This window comes from Rhizobium sp. WW22, from assembly GCF_047041135.1.
Taxonomy (GTDB): Bacteria; Pseudomonadota; Alphaproteobacteria; order Rhizobiales; family Rhizobiaceae; genus Rhizobium.
In genome coordinates this window covers 1,581,437-1,599,074 of sequence record NZ_CP178198.1, presented here as the reverse complement: position 1 = coordinate 1,599,074, position 17,638 = coordinate 1,581,437, and the positions used below count along the sequence as shown (strand labels likewise).

At 59.2% G+C, this 17,638-nt stretch carries 14 protein-coding genes; 11 read left to right on the top strand and 3 right to left on the bottom strand.

Annotated elements, in window-relative coordinates; all coding sequences use genetic code 11:
• Positions 1-172 precede the first annotated feature (172 nt).
• The 5 genes from rpiA (at position 173) to ACK83U_RS07950 (ending at position 5,120) form a co-directional block, all read left to right on the top strand.
• On the top strand, positions 173-874 hold the full coding sequence (gene rpiA, locus ACK83U_RS07970) for a ribose-5-phosphate isomerase RpiA (protein WP_112411885.1): 702 nt from the start codon (positions 173-175) through the stop codon (positions 872-874).
• Between the two features lie 13 nt (positions 875-887).
• A complete protein-coding gene (locus ACK83U_RS07965; RefSeq protein WP_112606318.1) occupies positions 888-1,442 on the top strand; it encodes a DUF2059 domain-containing protein in 555 nt (184 codons plus the stop codon).
• Between the two features lie 181 nt (positions 1,443-1,623).
• Positions 1,624-3,009 carry a glutathione-disulfide reductase gene (gene gor, locus ACK83U_RS07960; RefSeq protein ID WP_112606320.1) on the top strand — a complete coding sequence of 462 codons (1,386 nt, stop codon included), beginning with the start codon at positions 1,624-1,626 and terminating at the stop codon, positions 3,007-3,009.
• Positions 3,010-3,163: 154 nt separating this feature from the next.
• Positions 3,164-4,537, top strand: coding sequence for a class II 3-deoxy-7-phosphoheptulonate synthase (locus tag ACK83U_RS07955; protein ID WP_112334694.1), 1,374 nt, complete (start codon positions 3,164-3,166; stop codon positions 4,535-4,537).
• 157 nt (positions 4,538-4,694) lie between these two features.
• Complete coding sequence (locus ACK83U_RS07950) at positions 4,695-5,120, top strand: GFA family protein (protein ID WP_112334831.1); 426 nt, start codon at positions 4,695-4,697, stop codon at positions 5,118-5,120.
• A gap of 3 nt (positions 5,121-5,123) precedes the next feature.
• On the opposite strand, the gene ACK83U_RS07945 is transcribed toward ACK83U_RS07950, so the two are convergent.
• On the bottom strand, positions 5,124-5,660 hold the full coding sequence (locus tag ACK83U_RS07945; protein WP_112606322.1) for a DUF1003 domain-containing protein: 537 nt from the start codon (positions 5,658-5,660) through the stop codon (positions 5,124-5,126).
• Positions 5,661-6,079: 419 nt separating this feature from the next.
• On the opposite strand from ACK83U_RS07945, the gene ACK83U_RS07940 reads away from it, so the two are divergent.
• From ACK83U_RS07940 to ACK83U_RS07930, 3 genes are all read left to right on the top strand, one after another.
• A complete protein-coding gene (locus ACK83U_RS07940; RefSeq protein ID WP_112606487.1) occupies positions 6,080-7,759 on the top strand; it encodes an NAD+ synthase in 1,680 nt (559 codons plus the stop codon).
• A 31-nt stretch (positions 7,760-7,790) separates the two neighbouring features.
• Positions 7,791-8,615, top strand: coding sequence for a TolB family protein (locus tag ACK83U_RS07935; RefSeq protein ID WP_112606324.1), 825 nt, complete (start codon positions 7,791-7,793; stop codon positions 8,613-8,615).
• Between the two features lie 164 nt (positions 8,616-8,779).
• Positions 8,780-10,552 (top strand): ankyrin repeat domain-containing protein, encoded by a 1,773-nt coding sequence (locus ACK83U_RS07930; protein ID WP_112606326.1) that lies wholly within the window; start codon positions 8,780-8,782, stop codon positions 10,550-10,552.
• Positions 10,553-10,604: 52 nt separating this feature from the next.
• On the opposite strand, the gene ACK83U_RS07925 is transcribed toward ACK83U_RS07930, so the two are convergent.
• Positions 10,605-11,354 (bottom strand): hypothetical protein, encoded by a 750-nt coding sequence (locus ACK83U_RS07925; RefSeq protein ID WP_112606328.1) that lies wholly within the window; start codon positions 11,352-11,354, stop codon positions 10,605-10,607.
• 195 nt (positions 11,355-11,549) lie between these two features.
• Complete coding sequence (locus tag ACK83U_RS07920; RefSeq protein ID WP_112606330.1) at positions 11,550-13,862, bottom strand: NADP-dependent malic enzyme; 2,313 nt, start codon at positions 13,860-13,862, stop codon at positions 11,550-11,552.
• Positions 13,863-14,137: 275 nt separating this feature from the next.
• On the opposite strand from ACK83U_RS07920, the gene ACK83U_RS07915 reads away from it, so the two are divergent.
• The 3 genes from ACK83U_RS07915 to ACK83U_RS07905 all read left to right on the top strand — a co-directional run bounded on the left by ACK83U_RS07915 (position 14,138) and on the right by ACK83U_RS07905 (position 17,627).
• Positions 14,138-14,944 (top strand): UDP-2,3-diacylglucosamine diphosphatase, encoded by an 807-nt coding sequence (locus ACK83U_RS07915; protein WP_112334700.1) that lies wholly within the window; start codon positions 14,138-14,140, stop codon positions 14,942-14,944.
• A gap of 154 nt (positions 14,945-15,098) precedes the next feature.
• Positions 15,099-16,316, top strand: coding sequence for an MFS transporter (locus tag ACK83U_RS07910; RefSeq protein WP_112334701.1), 1,218 nt, complete (start codon positions 15,099-15,101; stop codon positions 16,314-16,316).
• Positions 16,317-16,466: 150 nt separating this feature from the next.
• Positions 16,467-17,627: an ABC transporter permease gene (locus ACK83U_RS07905; RefSeq protein WP_112606332.1), complete on the top strand. Its 1,161-nt coding sequence runs from the start codon at positions 16,467-16,469 to the stop codon at positions 17,625-17,627.
• Positions 17,628-17,638 lie beyond the last annotated feature (11 nt).

Here is a 17,638-nt window from a genome sequence, read left to right as displayed (position 1 = left end):
AAGAGTGCGTCTTTCGGAGTTAAAAGATCGCGTAGGCAATTGCAACTGAAGTGCCGGAATGCCTTGGCGGGAAGGGGCCGGGGATTTCTATATCATGCCGTTATTTTGGCTTTCGTTTGGCTGGAGAGCCGTGTAAACAGCAGACCAACGTAACAATGGGAGCAGGTGGCGCATGGACGCCCGCCAGATGAAGATTGAGGCTGCGAGAGCCGCGCTCGCTCATGTCGAGAGCGGCATGCGGCTCGGGATCGGCACCGGCACCACGGCGGAGGAATTCGTTCGCCTGCTCGCCGAAAAGGTTGCTGCCGGCCTCTCGATCCAAGGCGTTCCGACGTCCGAAAGGACGGCCAAGCTTTGCAATGAACTCGGCGTCCCGTTGAAATCCCTGGACGAGCTTCCCGAACTTGACCTTACCATCGATGGTGCCGATGAGCTGGATGGCGCGCTGACGCTGATCAAGGGCGGCGGCGGTGCGCTGTTGCGCGAGAAGATCGTTGCGGCATCGTCAGCCCGCATGATCGTCATTGCGGATCAAAGCAAGGTCGTCGAGACGCTCGGCGCATATCCATTGCCTATCGAGGTCAATCCGTTCGGGCTCGTTTCCACCCGCATCCTCATCGAGAAGGCGGCGTCACGCATCGGTCTTTCCGGCGCACTGAACATGCGCCGCTCGGGCGACAGCCTCTTTGTCACCGATGGGGGGCATTACATTGTCGATGCATCTTTCGGCCGCATTCCTGATGCAGAGGCGCTGTCGAACGAGCTCTATTCGATTCCCGGCGTTGTCGAACACGGGCTCTTTATCCATATGGCGACATTAGCGATCATTGCCGGCCCTGCCGGTGCGCGCACGTTGCAGGCCAACAATACATAGGAGCACTCATCTCATGATCAAATTTGCGGGTCTTGGCCGTCTTGCCGCTGCAACCATTCTTCTTTCCGGCATTGCCTTTGGTTCGGTCAACGCTCAGGAAGTTTCCGAGGATCAGATCAAGGCTGCCCGCGCCGCGATCAATGCTCTCGGCATTACCAACCAGTTCGACAATATTCTGCCTAATCTCGCCGAGCAGCTGAAGAGCACGATGATCCAGGCAAACCCGAATTTCGGCGATGCGATCAATTCGACCGTCGATGCCACCGCGCTCGCGCTCGCACCACGTCGTGCCGATCTGGAGCGTGAAGCTGCCATCACCTATGCCAAGGCCTTCTCGGCCGACGAACTCAAGGCGATCGCCGATTTCTACGGTTCGCCGGCAGGCAAGAAGCTTCTCAAGGATGGTCCGCTGGCCACCCGCGAACTCTACAAGGCCGCCGATATCTGGAGCCAGGGCATTTCGCGCGATCTCGCAAAGCAGAGCAACAATGCCCTGCAGAAGGTCGTCAAGCAGCCGGTCGTTACGCCGGACGCCGGTGCGGCCGCTCAGCCGGCGCCGAAGCAGTAAGCGACGCGTCGTTGCTGCATTCGTTCCGAAAGAGATGTTTCGTCTTTTTGGTGCGTACGGCAGGCAGTTGAAATTCGAGGCCCGGATCGATTCCGGGCTTTTCTTTTTATGTCCCGGCTCCCTATATGAGGGCGACCCCCATTGGCGCTTCGCGCGCGTCTGACGTCTACAGGAGCGATCCATGCCTTCGTTTGATTTCGACCTTTTCGTGATTGGCGGCGGCTCCGGCGGCGTGCGTAGCGCACGCGTGGCCGCATCGCTCGGCAAGAAGGTCGGCATCGCCGAGGAGTATCGCTATGGCGGCACCTGCGTCATTCGCGGTTGCGTGCCGAAGAAGCTGTTTGTCTATGCCTCGCAGTATAGCGAGCACTTCGAGGACGCGGCCGGTTTCGGCTGGACGGTCGGCGAGACCAGCTTCGACTGGAAGAAGCTGATCGAGGCAAAGGACAAGGAAATCGCCCGGCTGGAGGGCCTCTATCGCAAAGGGCTCGACAACGCCAAGGCCGAGATCTTCGATACTCGCGCCGAGCTGGTGGATGCCCATACGATCAAGCTGCTGAAGACCGGGCAGACCGTGACCGCCGAGACGATCGTCATTGCGACCGGCGGCAGGCCGAACCTGCATACGGCGCTACCCGGCCATGAGCTCTGCATCTCCTCGAACGAGGCCTTCCACCTGAAGGAACTGCCGAAATCGATCCTGATCGCCGGCGGCGGATATATTGCCGTCGAGTTCGCCAATATCTTCCACGGGCTCGGAGTCGAGACGACGCTGATCTATCGTGGTGCCGAGATCCTGTCACGCTTCGATCACGACCTGCGCAAAGGCCTGCATGAGGCCATGGAGGAGAAAGGCATCCGTATTCTCTGCCATGACATCATCGAGCACGTCGAGAAGGCAGAGGGCAGGCTCAGCGTTCGGACGAAGAACAACAAGGCGCTGACGGTCGATACCGTCATGCTGGCGCTTGGCCGTACGCCGAATACAGAAAATCTCGGGCTTCAGGCCGCCGGTGTCGCGATCAACGAGCAGGGCGCTGTTATCGTCGACGAATATTCGCGGACTTCCGTTCCGAATATCTTCGCTCTCGGCGACGTCACTGACCGGGTACAGCTGACGCCCGTCGCTATCCACGAGGCCATGTGCTTCATCGAGACCGTCTACAAGGACAATCCGACCCGGCCGGACCACGAACTCATCCCGACGGCCGTCTTCTCGCAGCCGGAGATCGGTACCGTCGGCCTGACCGAGGAGGATGCTGCCAAGCGCTATCCTGAACTGGAGGTCTATCGCGCCCAATTCCGGCCGATGAAGGCGACGCTTTCGGGCCGAGCCGAGAAGATGATCATGAAGCTGATCGTCAATGTCGCGGACCGCAAGGTCATCGGCGCGCATATTCTCGGCCACGATGCCGGCGAAATGGCGCAGTTACTCGGCATCACGCTGAAGGCCGGCTGCACCAAAGACGACTTCGACCGCACCATGGCCGTCCATCCGACGGCTGCGGAAGAATTGGTGACAATGTATTCGCCAAGCTACCGCATCCGCAATGGCGAGCGCGTGTAACGCTCCCGTTTTCACGCAAATATCGGCTGCACCATAAAAGATTCGCACAGTAGTTTGCCCGCCTTTGCAAGCGGGCGGCAAAGGTTTATAAGCGCGCGTTATTTACGACGATGGGCCGCCCGAGAAAGATCGGGCGCACAAGCAGGTGAGTGAGATGGCACAGAATTGGACACCGAGCAGTTGGCGGCAGAAACCGATCCAGCAGGTGCCGGATTTTCCGGACAAGGCAGCGCTGGCAGAGACCGAAGCTCAGCTTGCAAGCTATCCGCCGCTTGTTTTTGCCGGTGAGGCCCGTCGTCTGAAGGCGCATCTTGCCAATGTTGCCGAAGGCAATGGCTTCCTGCTTCAGGGCGGCGATTGCGCCGAAAGCTTCGCCGAGCATGGTGCCGATACGATCCGCGACTTCTTCCGCGCCTTCCTGCAGATGGCCGTCGTGCTGACCTTCGGTGCGCAGCTGCCGGTCGTCAAAGTCGGCCGTATTGCCGGTCAGTTCGCCAAGCCGCGCTCGTCGAACATCGAAACGCAGAATGGTATCTCGCTGCCGAGTTATCGCGGCGACATCATCAACGGCATCGATTTCACCGAAGACGCACGCATCCCCAATCCGGAACGTCAGCTGATGGCTTACCGCCAGTCCGCTGCGACGCTCAATCTGCTGCGCGCCTTTGCCATGGGCGGCTACGCCAACCTTGAAAACGTGCAGAAGTGGATGCTCGGCTTCGTCAAGGATAGCCCGCAGGGCGAACGCTACCGCAAGCTTGCCGACCGCATCGGCGAGACGATGGATTTCATGCGCGCGATCGGCATTACCGCCGAGAGCAATGCGAGCCTGCGCGAAACCGATTTCTTCACCAGCCACGAAGCGCTGTTGCTTGGCTATGAAGAAGCCTTCACCCGCGTCGATTCCACGACCGGCGACTGGTACGCGACCTCGGGCCACATGCTCTGGATCGGCGACCGCACGCGCCAGGCCGATCATGCCCATGTCGAGTATTTCCGCGGCATCAAGAACCCGATCGGTCTGAAGTGCGGGCCTTCGCTGCAGGCGGACGATCTGCTTAATCTGATCGATATTCTAAACCCGCAGAACGAAGCCGGTCGCCTGACGCTGATCTGCCGTTTCGGGCACGACAAGGTTGCCGACAATCTGCCGCGCCTCATCCGCGCCGTCGAGAAGGAAGGCCGCAAGGTTGTCTGGTCCTGCGATCCGATGCACGGCAACACGATCACGCTCAACAACTACAAGACGCGTCCGTTCGAGCGCATCCTGTCGGAAGTCGAGAGCTTCTTCCAGATCCACCGTGCCGAAGGCACGCATCCGGGCGGCATCCACATCGAGATGACCGGCAAGGATGTGACCGAATGCACGGGTGGTGCCCGCGCCGTCGGTGCCGAAGATCTTCAGGATCGCTATCACACGCATTGCGACCCGCGCCTCAATGCCGACCAGGCGCTCGAGCTCGCCTTCCTGCTCGCCGAGCGTATGAAGGGCGGCCGTGACGAGAAGCGTATGCGCGCTCACGGCTGAGTGAAGCCTTATTCATGACCTATCGAACGGGCCGGCGAAAACCGGCCCGTTTGCTTTTGGGCTGGACCGATCAGCGCGGCTGAAAGACGCTTCATTTCTTTGAAATTGACCCGAGTGCCGTTCTCGGGAAGGCTGCCCTGAAATAAAGGGAGCAATGATGAGCGACGAACACACGGGAGCCTGCCTTTGCGGCAGCGTAGGTTTCAGGACACGCGGCAAATTGCGCGAGGTCGTCGCCTGCCATTGTTCGCAGTGCCGCAAGCAGACCGGTCTCTATTATGCAGCAACCAACGTTGCGCGCGAAAATCTCGTTATCGAGGGAGAAGAGGCGATTACCTGGTATCGTGCCAGCACATTCGCTCGGCGCGGTTTTTGCAAGACTTGCGGCTCGGCCCTGTTTTGGGTGGCCGACAGCGCCGATGAAATATCGATCATGGCCGGTCTGTTCGACCAGCCGAGCGGTCTCAAGATAGCCTATCACATCTATTGTGCCGACAAGGGCGACTATTACGAGATCAGCGACGGACTGCCGCAATATCGGCAGGGGCGACCGGGATTGCTGACGGCCGGCCCCTTCGATTGACCCTCAGATACTGCCTCTTTCGGTAACGAGCTTGCTGAGCTTGGCGAGCTCCTCCCGCACCACTGCGAGCTCGGTCAACACCTGCATATCAATCTTCTGGTGCAGCGATAGCACTTCCAGCTCGGATTTGAGATTGACCTCGTAATCCTTGGCTGCCTCGAAGCGGTCCCTTTCTGCCTGCCGGTTCTGAGACATCATGATGATCGGCGCCTGGATCGCGGCGAGCATGGAGAGGACGAGGTTCAAAAAGATGAAAGGATAGGGGTCGAAGGCGTTCGTGCTGAGAAGGATCGTGTTGACGATGCACCAGAAGACCAGAAACAGCAGGAAGGCAGTGATGAAGGACCATGAACCGCCAACGCGGGCAATGCCATCAGCCAGACGCTCTCCTCTGGACGATTCCGCCGAGATAGCTGCATTGACATCGGTGGAGATGACTTTCCGCTCGTGCGCCTTTTTGAGAACGCGTTTTTCGATGTCGCCGAGTTGATCGGCTGTCTTGTCAAAATGCAGATGAACGAAGTTGGGAAGATTATGCATTGGGAGGGCTCCGAGGTCCAAGTGGCGTCGAATGCAACTATTCGACCAACGGGCAAAAATGCAACGAGGGAAGGGTATCAAACATCACGAGGCGGTTTGCCGCTGTGCGGCCAGAGCGCATGCCAGCCGCTCCGAGGTTTGGAGTATCCGACCTGCCGCACCCAGTCATTCGCGCCGTCCATTATAATGTCGAAGATCGGGTCCTTTATGTCGTAATAAAGCATCGGCATTCATGGCATCGATGAAGGGAGTGTCTGCCAGCGCGGCTTCAATGATCAATGCGATCAAAGTCTTCTTTGCGAGGCCGGCTTAGTATTTTTCCGGGCAAAAATACCGCCTATGCGGGTGGCATGATCTTTGATGCGTGTGCGGGAAGGAAGGCGGTTGCGGAAGGAAGATGGCATCGCTAGATGTATGGCATGACAGAGCAAAGCCAGATTACCAACACCATTCGCATCGCCGTCGCGCAGCTCAATCCGACGGTCGGCGATGTCTCCGGCAATCTCGCCAAGGCGCGTGACGCCCGCGCCGAAGCCGCGCGCGAAGGCGCGCAGCTCGTATTGCTGACGGAATTGTTCATTTCCGGCTATCCGCCGGAAGATCTCGTGCTGAAGCCGGCCTTCATCCGCGCCTGCCGGAAAGCGGTCGAGGCTCTGGCCGCGGATACGGCCGATGGCGGCCCCGGCGTCATCGTAGGTTTTCCGCGCCAGGACGATACCGGGCGTTACAATTCCGTGGCGGTGTTGGATGGTGGCAAAGTCATCTTCATCAGAGACAAGGTCGATTTGCCAAATTACGGCGAGTTCGACGAGAAGCGCGTCTTCGATGAAGGGACGATTTCTGGCCCTGTCAATTTCCGGGGCGTGCGTATCGGCATACCGATCTGTGAGGAAATCTGGAATGATCTCGGCATCTGCGAGACGCTGGCCGAGAGCGGTGCGGAAATTCTGCTGGTGCCGAACGGTTCGCCTTACTATCGGGGCAAGGTCGATGTCCGTCACCAGGTCGCTTTGCGGCAGGTGATTGAGTCAGGTCTGCCGCTGATCTTCGCCGCACAGGTTGGCGGCCAAGATGAACTGGTGTTCGACGGCGCCAGCTTCGGCTTCAACGCAGACAAGACGCTGGCCTTCCAGATGAGTCAGTTCGAGACCGCGCTTGCCGTGACGACCTGGAAGAAGAACGGCGATGGCTGGCACTGTGCCGAAGGCCCGATGGCCCATATTCCGGAAGGCGAGGAGGCGGATTATCGCGCCTGCCTGCTGGGCTTCCGCGACTATGTCAACAAGAACGGCTTCAAGTCGGTCGTGCTTGGCCTCTCCGGCGGCATCGACTCGGCGATCTGTGCGGCGATTGCCGTCGATGCGCTCGGCGAAGAACGCGTGCGCACCGTCATGCTGCCATATCGCTATACCTCGCAGGATTCATTGAAGGATGCGGCCGATTGCGCTAAGGCGCTCGGCTGCCGCTACGATATCGTGCCGATCGAAGATCCGGTGACGGGCTTCACTTCGGCCTTGTCGGATCTCTTCGAAGGTACGGAAAGCGGCATCACCGAGGAAAACCTGCAGAGCCGCGCGCGCGGCACCATTCTGATGGCGATCTCCAACAAGTTCGGCTCGATGGTGGTGACGACGGGCAACAAGTCGGAGATGTCTGTCGGCTACGCCACGCTTTATGGCGATATGAACGGCGGCTTCAACCCGATCAAGGATCTCTACAAGATGCAGGTCTATGCGCTGTCGCGCTGGCGCAACCTGCATGTGCCCCCCGGTGCGCTCGGCCCCTCGGGTGAGGTCATACCCCATAACATCATCGACAAGGCGCCTTCGGCGGAATTGAGGCTGAACCAGACGGACCAGGAATCGCTGCCGCCCTATCCGGTGCTTGACGATATCCTCGAATGCCTGGTGGAAAAGGAGATGTCGGTGGAGGAGATCGTGGCCCGAGGCCATGATGTCGCGACCGTACATCGCATCGAACACCTGCTTTATCTTGCAGAATACAAGCGCCGCCAGTCGGCACCGGGTGTGAAGATCACCAAGAAGAATTTCGGTCGCGACCGTCGCTATCCGATCACCAACCGATACCGCGATCGCTGATCGCGGTATCCAGCGGCAAGGGAGAGGAAGAATGGGCAGCTCGGTCGAGATCTATAATATCCGTACGGGTGCAAACCGGATCGTCTGGCAAACGGACCAGCTGATCGAAGCGCCGAACTATTCGCCTGACGGCCGATATCTGCTGCTGAATGGCGACGGCCTACTTTACCGGCTGCCGCTGGATGGCAGCGGCATCGCCCAGGTCGACACCGGCTTTGCGACCCAGTGCAACAACGATCACGGCATTTCCCCGGATGGTTCGCTGATCGCGATTTCCGACAAGACGCAGCATGGTAAATCCTGCATCTATGTTCTACCCGCAGAGGGCGGCACACCGAGGCAGGTGACGATCAATCTGCCGTCCTATTGGCATGGCTGGTCGCCGGACGGGAAGCGCTTCTCCTATTGCGGCATCCGCAATGACGTTTTCGATATCTATACGATCTCGATGGATGGCGGCGAAGAGACCCGACTGACGCATGGCGAGGGCCGCAATGACGGGCCTGACTATTCGGCCGACGGGCAATGGATCTATTTCAATTCGAGCCGCACCGGCCTCATGCAGATCTGGCGCATCCGTCCCGACGGCACCGGCTTGCAGCAGCTGACCGACGACAATTACGGCAATTGGTTCGCGCATCCGTCGCCAAAAAACGACAAGGTCGTCCTGATCTCCTACGATCCAGACGTCTTCGATCATCCGCGCGACCTCAATGTGCGGATGCGGCTGATGGACATGGATGGCGGCAATATCACGACGCTGTTCGAGCTCTTCGGCGGGCAGGGATCAATCAATGTGCCGAACTGGTCACCGGATGGGGACGAGTTCGCCTATGTCCGCTATGAGCCAGCTTGAGCTCTGGACAGACCGCAACTGCCGCTATAGATCTGGATGCGCTCTCAGGGCGCATCCGATCCGCGGGAAGGGCTAGGCCCACCTGATGCATATGAAGTGAGACTGCCACACCTCTTTTCAGTCTGTGGGCGCGGATACCGGACGTAAATGGAAGGAGGTCTATCGTGATCACGCGCTCTTTGGCTGTCGACGCCACTCTCGATTCCCTGAAAAAACAGGCCAAGTCTTTCCTCAAGGCCGTACAGTCGGGCGATGCTTCGGCGCGCAGCCGCGTTGCGCCCTATTTTGCCGACGTCGCAGATGTGGGATTGCAGGACATTCAGCTTGTTCTTGCCCGCGAATTCGGCTTTTCCAGCTGGACGAAGCTCAAGGCGCATCTGGAAAGCGACGATCGTAAGCACGTTCCACGGGACCAGCTCGCCAACCGTTTCCTGTCACTGGCGACGGTTTCTTACTTTGCCAATATTCCCGCCGATCCCGCGCGCTTCGATGAGGCGCTGCGACTGCTGGAGGCTCATCCGGAGATTGCCGATGAAAGCATTCACGTCGCTGCTGCGCTTGGCGATGCCGACCGTATAACTCGCTGGCTCGATCGCCGGCCGCAGCTTCTCGATCGTAAGGGCGGGCCGCATGATCTCACTCCGCTGATGTGCGCGGCCTATGCTCGCGTGCCGGGTCGTTCCAGCCTGCCGGCAGCCCGCGAGTTGGTCAGGCGTGGGGCCGATGTAGACGCCTTCTTCCTCGATGCCGGCCAATATCGCTTCACCGTTTTGACTGGCGTCTTCGGTGAAGGCGAGGCGGGGAAGGAGCGTCAGCCTCAGCATCCGGAATGCGTGGCATTCGCGCGATTGCTGCTCGACGCTGACGCAAAGGCGAATGACAGTCAGGCGCTCTACAACCGCATGTTCGAACCCGACAATACATGCCTGAAATTGCTGATCGAATATGGCTTGTCCGCTGGGGATAAGAACAATTGGCTCGTGCGCGAGGATGGCAAGTTCGTCGAGAACACGCAGACCGTTTTCGACTATCAGCTTGCCTGGGCGCTGGAACATCGCATGGGCGAACGGGTGCGCCTGCTGGTGGATCATGGTGCCGATGTCAACAAGCCCGTCAATGGGAGAACGCCCTACGAATGGGCGCGGTTAGGCAATGATAAGGATCTCACATTGTATCTCGTTCAGCAGGGAGCTGTAGCAGTTCGCCTGAAAGACGAGGATCAGGTCTATATCCAAATACATCAGAAGCCTCGAAAAAAGGCGATCGCTCCGGCGGTAGCCGGCAAGCACATGGCGTCATTCATTAAACACATAAAGAGACTTGCGGGCGATGATGATATCGTAGCTGCGATGCGTAAGGCTCATCCCGCCATGCTCCACGACGCTGCCGGGGAAAACGACTTGGAGGCCGTACGCCGCATGCTGGCTTTGGGCCTCGACGTTAACGCGATGACGAGCCGCACGCCGCTGCATGAGGCGGCATTGCATGGTCATATGGAAATGGCGAAGCTGTTGATCGCGCATGGAGCCGATACCACCGTTCGCGATCCGAATTTTCATGCGCCGCCAATCGGTTGGGCCGAATATAACGGCAAGGATGAGATGGTCGAGTTTCTGAAGGCCCATCCGCTCGATATTTTCGCGGCGGCCGCTTTCGGCACAATCGATCAGCTGGCTGCCATTCTCGATAAGCATCCCGAGCAGGTGAATATCCGCTTCGGGGACTTCCGCTCGCATGGGCAGCCTACCGATCGCGATTGGATGACGCCGCTCGGCTTCGCCATTGCCAATCGACGCGGCGAGGCGGTGCGCTTCCTGCTGACGAAGGGGGCGGATCGCTCGGTGAGGGATGCTTCCGGACGGTCCTATCGCGATCTTGCGCTGGAGGCGGGCGATGAGGCCATCATCTCCCTGTTGCGCCAGTCCGCATCGGCATAAAACCTTGGAAGCAGGGCGGGTCAGGCGAAAATGAGAAACGGCTGGCCGCGCATTATTGCGTCGGCTGCGGCCCGGCTTCTTTGGGATGCTTGAGATCGATGCTGCCCTGGTCGGTCGCGAGGAATTGCGGGCCGACCTGGCGCACCTTATGGGCTGAGGGATCGTATGGCCGATCCGGCGGAAATTGCTGCGGCTGCGCCTGTGTTATCTTGGGCGCCGGCGCGGGCGCCTGCTTTTGTTCGAGGCTCGAATTCTTCTGAAGCCTTGGCGTTTCGATGACGGTAATGGAGCTTTCAGGCTTGGCCAGGGACTGCTCCTGCGGCGCATAGGCGTCCATCTTCGTGTGGGTGTCGATCACGATATCCGGGGTGGCCGAAGCCGGCAGGCTGCAGCCGTTGCGCTGCATCGTATCCAGCAACTGCCGGCGCTGCATGGCTACGGCATCGACGCGGCCGACGCTTTCCTCACGCTGATCCATCAGCAGGGAGAGATCCTGCCGCATCTGATCGATCGATTGCCTGATGTCGTCGCAGACGCCCTGATTGTCCTGGCCGCCAAATACGCCATCGTCGCCTTCGGCGCAGCCCTGGTTGCGCAGGTCGCTCATCGTCCGGCGGATCATCAGGTTCTGCTGCACGATGGCGCGCGAGAGCTGGCGCGTTTCCTGGCTGGCGCCGATCACCTCATTGATGTCGACATAGCGGCCGCGCAGCTCGTCGCAGAGATCGGCCTGTGCAAGGGCCGGCGTGGCCGTCAGCAGGGAAAAGAGGGCAATGGAAGCTTGTTTTATGCCGCGGTTCACGGTGCTGCTCTCGAAAGCGGTTTTAACTCGCTGAAGATTACACCTTGCTGCTTAACAACGTATCCATGAAAAAGCACGGATTTCGAGAGGATTTTCGTGAAATTGCAGCTCGCAGCCGCCAATAGCCAGGAGATGGGCGGCACCGCGATTGCATGAAGCGCGGTGCCGTTCTGACGGCGGCTGCGAGGCGCAGTATCAGGCGATCTGCGAGGCCTCGACGACGGCGAGCGCCGCCATGTTGACCACGCCGCGGGAAGTGACCGACGGCGAGAGAATATGGGCTGGAAGCGCCGTCCCAAGCAGGATGGGACCGACATGCAGACCATCGGTCATCGTCTTGACCACGCCGAGCGTGATATTGGCCGCATCGAGATTGGGGAAGACCAGCAGATTGGCTTCGCCGGAAAGCGCGCTGTCCGGCATAACGTGGCGGCGCAGGCTCTCGGAAATGGCGCTGTCGCCATGCATTTCGCCGTCAACTTCCAGATCCGGCGCCGCCTTGCGAATGAGAGCCAGCGCTTCACGCATCTTCGTGGCGCTTTCCGACTCCCGTGAGCCGAAGTTGGAATGCGAGACGAGGGCGGCGCGCGGCTCGATGCCGAAACGCTTGATTTCCTCGGCAGCCAGCCATGTGGATTCTGCGATTTCCTCGGCGGACGGGTTAAACGTCACATAGGTATCGGTGTAGAAGGTCGCGCCGCGCTGCGAAATGAGCAGGCTCAATGCCGAGAAATCACGAACGTCCGGCCGCTTGCCGATGACCTGGCGGACGATGCGCAAATGACGCTCGTAACGGCCTTCGAGGCCGCAGATGAGCGCATCGGCTTCGCCGCGCTTCAGGGCAAGCGCGCCGATGACGGTCGTGTTGGTGCGAACGATCGTGCGTGCGGCTTCCGGGATAACGCCCGCGCGGCCGACCAGCGAGAAATAAAGCTCGACATATTCGCGGAAGCGGGGATCGTCTTCCGGATTGATGACGGCAAAATCGGTATTCGGACGGATCTTCAGGCCATAGCGCTTCAGGCGCGTCTCGATGACGGAAGGACGGCCAATCAGGATCGGGACGGCCGTGCCTTCTTCAAGAAGAACCTGGGCGGCGCGCAGCACGCGTTCGTCCTCGCCTTCGGAAAAGACGACGCGCTTGCGCTCGGCAATCTTCGCGGCGGCAAAGATAGGCTTCATGACGAAGCCCGAACGGAAGACGAAGCGGTTGAGCTCGTCCATATAGGCGTCGAAATCGGTGATCGGACGCAGGGCGACGCCGCTGTCTGCGGCTGCCTTTGCCACGGCCGGCGCAATGCGCAGGATCAGGCGCGGGTCGAAGGGCGAGGGGATCAGGTAATTCGGCCCGAAGACCGGAGTTTCACCGGTATAGGCCCGAGCCGCAACATCGGAAGGCTCCTCGCGGGCAAGTGCTGCGATGGCGCGCACGGCGGCCATCTTCATCTCTTCATTGATCGTCTTGGCGCCGCAATCGAGCGCACCGCGGAAGATATAGGGGAAGCAGAGGACGTTGTTGACTTGGTTCGGGAAGTCCGAGCGGCCGGTGCAGATCATCGCGTCGGGGCGGGCGGCGCGGGCGAGGTCCGGCATGATTTCCGGCGTCGGATTGGCGAGCGCCATGATCAGCGGTTTTTCGGCCATCTGCGCCAGCAGTTCGGGCTTCAGCACGCCGGCGGCGGAGAGGCCGAGGAAGACGTCGGCGCCCGGAATGGATTCGGCCAGCACACGCTTGTCGCTGTCCTGAGCGTAGACGGATTTCCACTCGTCCATCAGGACGTTGCGGTCCTTGTAGACCAGGCCTTCGATATCATGGACCCAGATGTTCTCGCGCCTGGCGCCGAGGATGACGAGCAGGTTGAGGCAGGCAAGCGCGGCTGCGCCCGCGCCGGAGGCGACGATCTTGACGTCTTCGATCTTCTTGCCGGCCAGTTCTAGTCCGTTGAGGATGGCGGCGGCGACGATGATGGCGGTGCCGTGCTGATCGTCGTGGAAGACCGGAATTTCCATTTTCTCGCGCAGGCGGCGCTCGACGTCGAAGCATTCCGGCGCCTTGATGTCTTCGAGATTGATGCCGCCGAAGGTCGGTTCGAGCGCCGAGACGGTGTTGACCATCTCATCGACCGTCGGGGCTGCGATTTCAATGTCGAAGACATCGATGCCGGCGAATTTCTTGAAGAGAACGGCCTTGCCTTCCATGACTGGCTTGGAAGCGAGCGGGCCGATATTTCCGAGGCCGAGCACCGCCGAACCGTTGGAAATCACTGCTACGAGATTAGCGCGGGACGTGTAATAAGCGGCCGTTTCCGGATTGTCGCGAATGGCAAGACAGGGCGCGGCGACACCGGGCGAATAGGCAAGCGCCAGATCGCGCTGGTTGCCGAGCGGCTTGGTGGCCTGGATTTCAAGCTTGCCGGGGCGGGGATAGCGATGGAAATAGAGCGCCTGTTCGTCGAAATCGCCACTCGCCATGTTTTCGGCTTTTTTCGAAGTGTCGTGCGTATCCATCTCGCGGTCTCCATTCCTGCCTGCGCTTTGAGTCTTCTGCATACATCAATCGCTTCGCCTTCACAGTATGCAATTGAGGTCACAAAGCGTTTTTGTCGTGACAAAACTGAATTGCCTTTTTTGCAAGAATTGAGCGGCGCGGGTCCCTTGGATCGAACGCTGCGCTGGCGGCTGAGCCGTCAAGCACAGGGATTGTCATCTTCCTGAAACACGAGTCTGGTTTTGGAATAGCCAACGTAGGATAGGGCACGGACATATAGTTCGTGAATGAAAACATGGACCCCCGGCATTTCCGAACGCTATTCATTTCTGACGTGCACCTCGGCTCGAAGGCCGCCAAGGCGGACTACCTGCTCGACTTTCTCCGTCATCACGAAGCCGATACCATCTTTCTGGTTGGTGACATCGTGGATGGCTGGAGACTGAAGCGAAACTGGTATTGGCCTCAGCACTGCAACGACGTAGTCCAGAAGCTCCTGCGCAAGGCGCGCAAGGGCACGCGCATCGTCTATATCCCCGGCAATCACGACGAATTCCTGCGTGACTTCCCCGGCATGCATTTCGGCGGCATCGAGGTGGCGCAGCGCGCCATGCATGAAACGGCCGACGGCAAGAAATATCTCGTGCTCCATGGCGATGAATTCGATGTGGTCGTCCGTAACGCCCGCCTGCTCGCCTATCTCGGCGATTGGGCCTATGACATGGCAATCCTGATCAATATCGGCCTTGCAGCGGTACGCCGCCGCCTGAACATGCCATACTGGTCCTTCTCGGCCTGGGCGAAGCTGCAGGTAAAGCACGCCGTCAATTTCATCGGCGAATTTCAGCGTGTCGTCGCCGAAGAGGCCAAGCGCAACGATGCCGATGGCGTCATCTGCGGCCATATCCACCATGCGGTGATCGAGGATCTCGATGGGATCCGTTACATCAACACGGGCGACTGGGTGGAAAGCTGCACGGCGATTGCCGAGCACGAAGACGGCACGTTCGAGCTGATTACCTGGCAGAATATTCTCGAGACGGAACCGGTTGGCTCACCTGTCGAGGAAATGCCGCGGGCACTCGGGGCACAGGCAGCATAATTCTGCACCTGTTCACAGGCTTGCTAATAGCTTGTCATAATTATTGAACGCCTACAGCTTCGGTTTTTCCGAAACGGTACGGTTTGGCCATTTCTCGCCATAGTCGTATTCTCGATAGCGTGATAGGGACAAATAAGTTCCCTTCAGGTCTGTCATGATTCCCGCGATTAAGTCCTTCCAGGGCGAGGGTGCGCCTCCATATTTCCGCTTGCGCACTGCCTTGTCCTACTGCGCTCCGTTGTTCGTCAACGGAATTGCCCTGCCGTTTTTCCCCGTCTGGTTGGCGGGGCTGAATTTCAATGATCATGAGATCGGCCTGGTGCTCGCCATTCCTATGGTCGTGCGGGTGCTCGTGACACCCATCATCGCGGTGCTCGCCGATCATATGACGGAGAGGGCGGATGTGCTGCTATGGTCGGGTGCACTGTCGCTGTTGACGGCTGTCGCGCTCTACTGGACGAGCGACTTCTGGCCGGTGCTTCTGGTCTACGGCATTCAGGGGGCCACCTACGCGCCCTACGTGCCCGTGGTTGAGTCGATCGCCATGTCGGGCGTGCGCCGCTGGGGCTTCGACTATGGCTCCATGCGGGTCTGGGGATCGATCACATTCATCCTGTCGACCCTTCTCGGCGGCCAGCTGATCGGCATATGGGGCGGCACCACTGTCTTGCCCGTAATGGTGGCCGGATTCATTCTGACGACGCTGATGGGGTTTTTCGCCCCGCGCATCGGGCCGACGCGCCGGCGCAACCTGCCTATCAATCTGCAATCTCCGACCGGAAATCTGCGCTCGCCGCACTTGCTCATCACCATGATCGGCGTGTCGATCCAGCAATCGAGCCATGCGATGCTCTATACGTTTGCATCGATCTATTGGCATAGGCTTGGCTTTTCCGGCGCGCAAATTGCTGTCCTATGGAGCATCGGCGTTGCGGCTGAGGTGATGGTTTTCTTCCTGTCGAAGAAGCTTAGTCGGCGGTTCAGCGCTTGGACATTGATCTTTTTCGGCGCGACCATGTGTATTTTGCGCTGGATCCTGTTTCCGATCAATTTCGGCTTCTTCGGCTATTTCGTCCTGCAGTGCTTTCATTCCTGCACCTATGCCTGCGTCCACACAGGCATTCAGCGTCGCATAGTGGCCTCAGTGCACGAAACGCAGGAATCATCGGCCCAGGGGGCGTATTATTTTTACAACGGCATGTTCTTAGGGTTGATGACCCTTGCATCCGGCTATCTCTATGCCTGGCTTGACCTCGCCAGCTATTATGTCATGGCGGGCATTGCAGCTTTCGGGCTGGTCATGGTCATTTTCGCCTACGGGCTGCAGGCCAGGACGCCGGCAATCGGCGGCGGCGCTCACGGCGTATCCTGATGCGGTGCAACAAATTCATTTGGATATCAAAAAGCCGTGACATAAGTTGGCGTCGGCGCGAGATGGAAATTCCACGCGTAGTCGGTGTATTAAGCATTGACCAAGCGGGCTCACCGAGTCGGCGTATGTTGTGCCAGATTTGAAAGACGCATGAGTTTGAAAGCAGCCGAGCAAAGGTCCGATGCACCGAAGATCGATGATGCGCCCGAAGGCGCAGGCCATCGCTATCGGCTGCAAGGCAATTGGCGCAGCGCCAATGTGCATGGCGTGCTGCGACAGATCGAGCAGCTGTCCAAGCGCAGTTCCGGCGGCGACGTCGTGATCGATCTTTTCGGTCTTTCGGATGTGGATACGGCGGGTGCGCTGCTGATCCGCCGGCTGAAGGAAAGCCAGGAAGCGCACAAGGCTCACGTTACGATCGAAGGTTCCAATCCGCATATCGACGAATTGCTGACGACTTTCGACGCGCATCCGGACGATGAGGCAGCAGCGGCGAAGCCGAGGAAATCATGGGCAGAGCGTGTCTTCGCGCCTATCGGTGAAAGCGTCTACGATATCTGGGGCAATCTCATTGCCGCCATGTATATACTGGGTTCGGCCGTGCGCGGCGGTCAGCTCAAGTTTGGTCGCGGCAGCGGCGTTTCGCCAGCCTCGATCGTCAATCAGATCGATCATATGGCGGTGCGCGCCGTTCCGATCATCCTGCTGATGTCGTCGCTGATCGGCGCGATCATCGCCCAGCAAGGCGCTTTCCAGCTGCGTTATTTCGGCGCGGAAATCTTCGTGGTCGATCTGGTCGGCATCCTGCAATTGCGCGAAATCGGCGTGCTTCTGACCGCGATCATGATTGCCGGCCGTTCCGGCAGCGCGATTACCGCCGAAATCGGCTCCATGAAGATGCGCGAGGAAGTGGACGCGCTGAAGGTCATGGGCCTCAACCCCGTCGGCGTGCTCATCTTTCCCCGGCTGGTGGCGCTGACGGTGGCCTTGCCGCTGCTGACGGTTATTGCCAACTTTGCCGCGCTCTTTGGCGCTGCATTGGTGTCCTGGGCCTATTCCGGCATCACGTTTGCGACCTTCATCTCGCGCCTTCATGAGGCCGTCAGCCTTTCGACGATCATTTCAGGCATGATCAAGGCGCCGTTCATGGCGCTGGTCATCGGCATCGTCGCTGCGGTTGAAGGATTGAAGGTGGGAGGCAGTGCCGAATCTCTCGGTCAGCACGTGACGTCATCGGTGGTGAAGTCGATCTTCGTCGTTATCCTCATGGACGGGCTTTTCGCCATGTTCTATGCGGCAATCGATTTCTGAGGGACGATAAC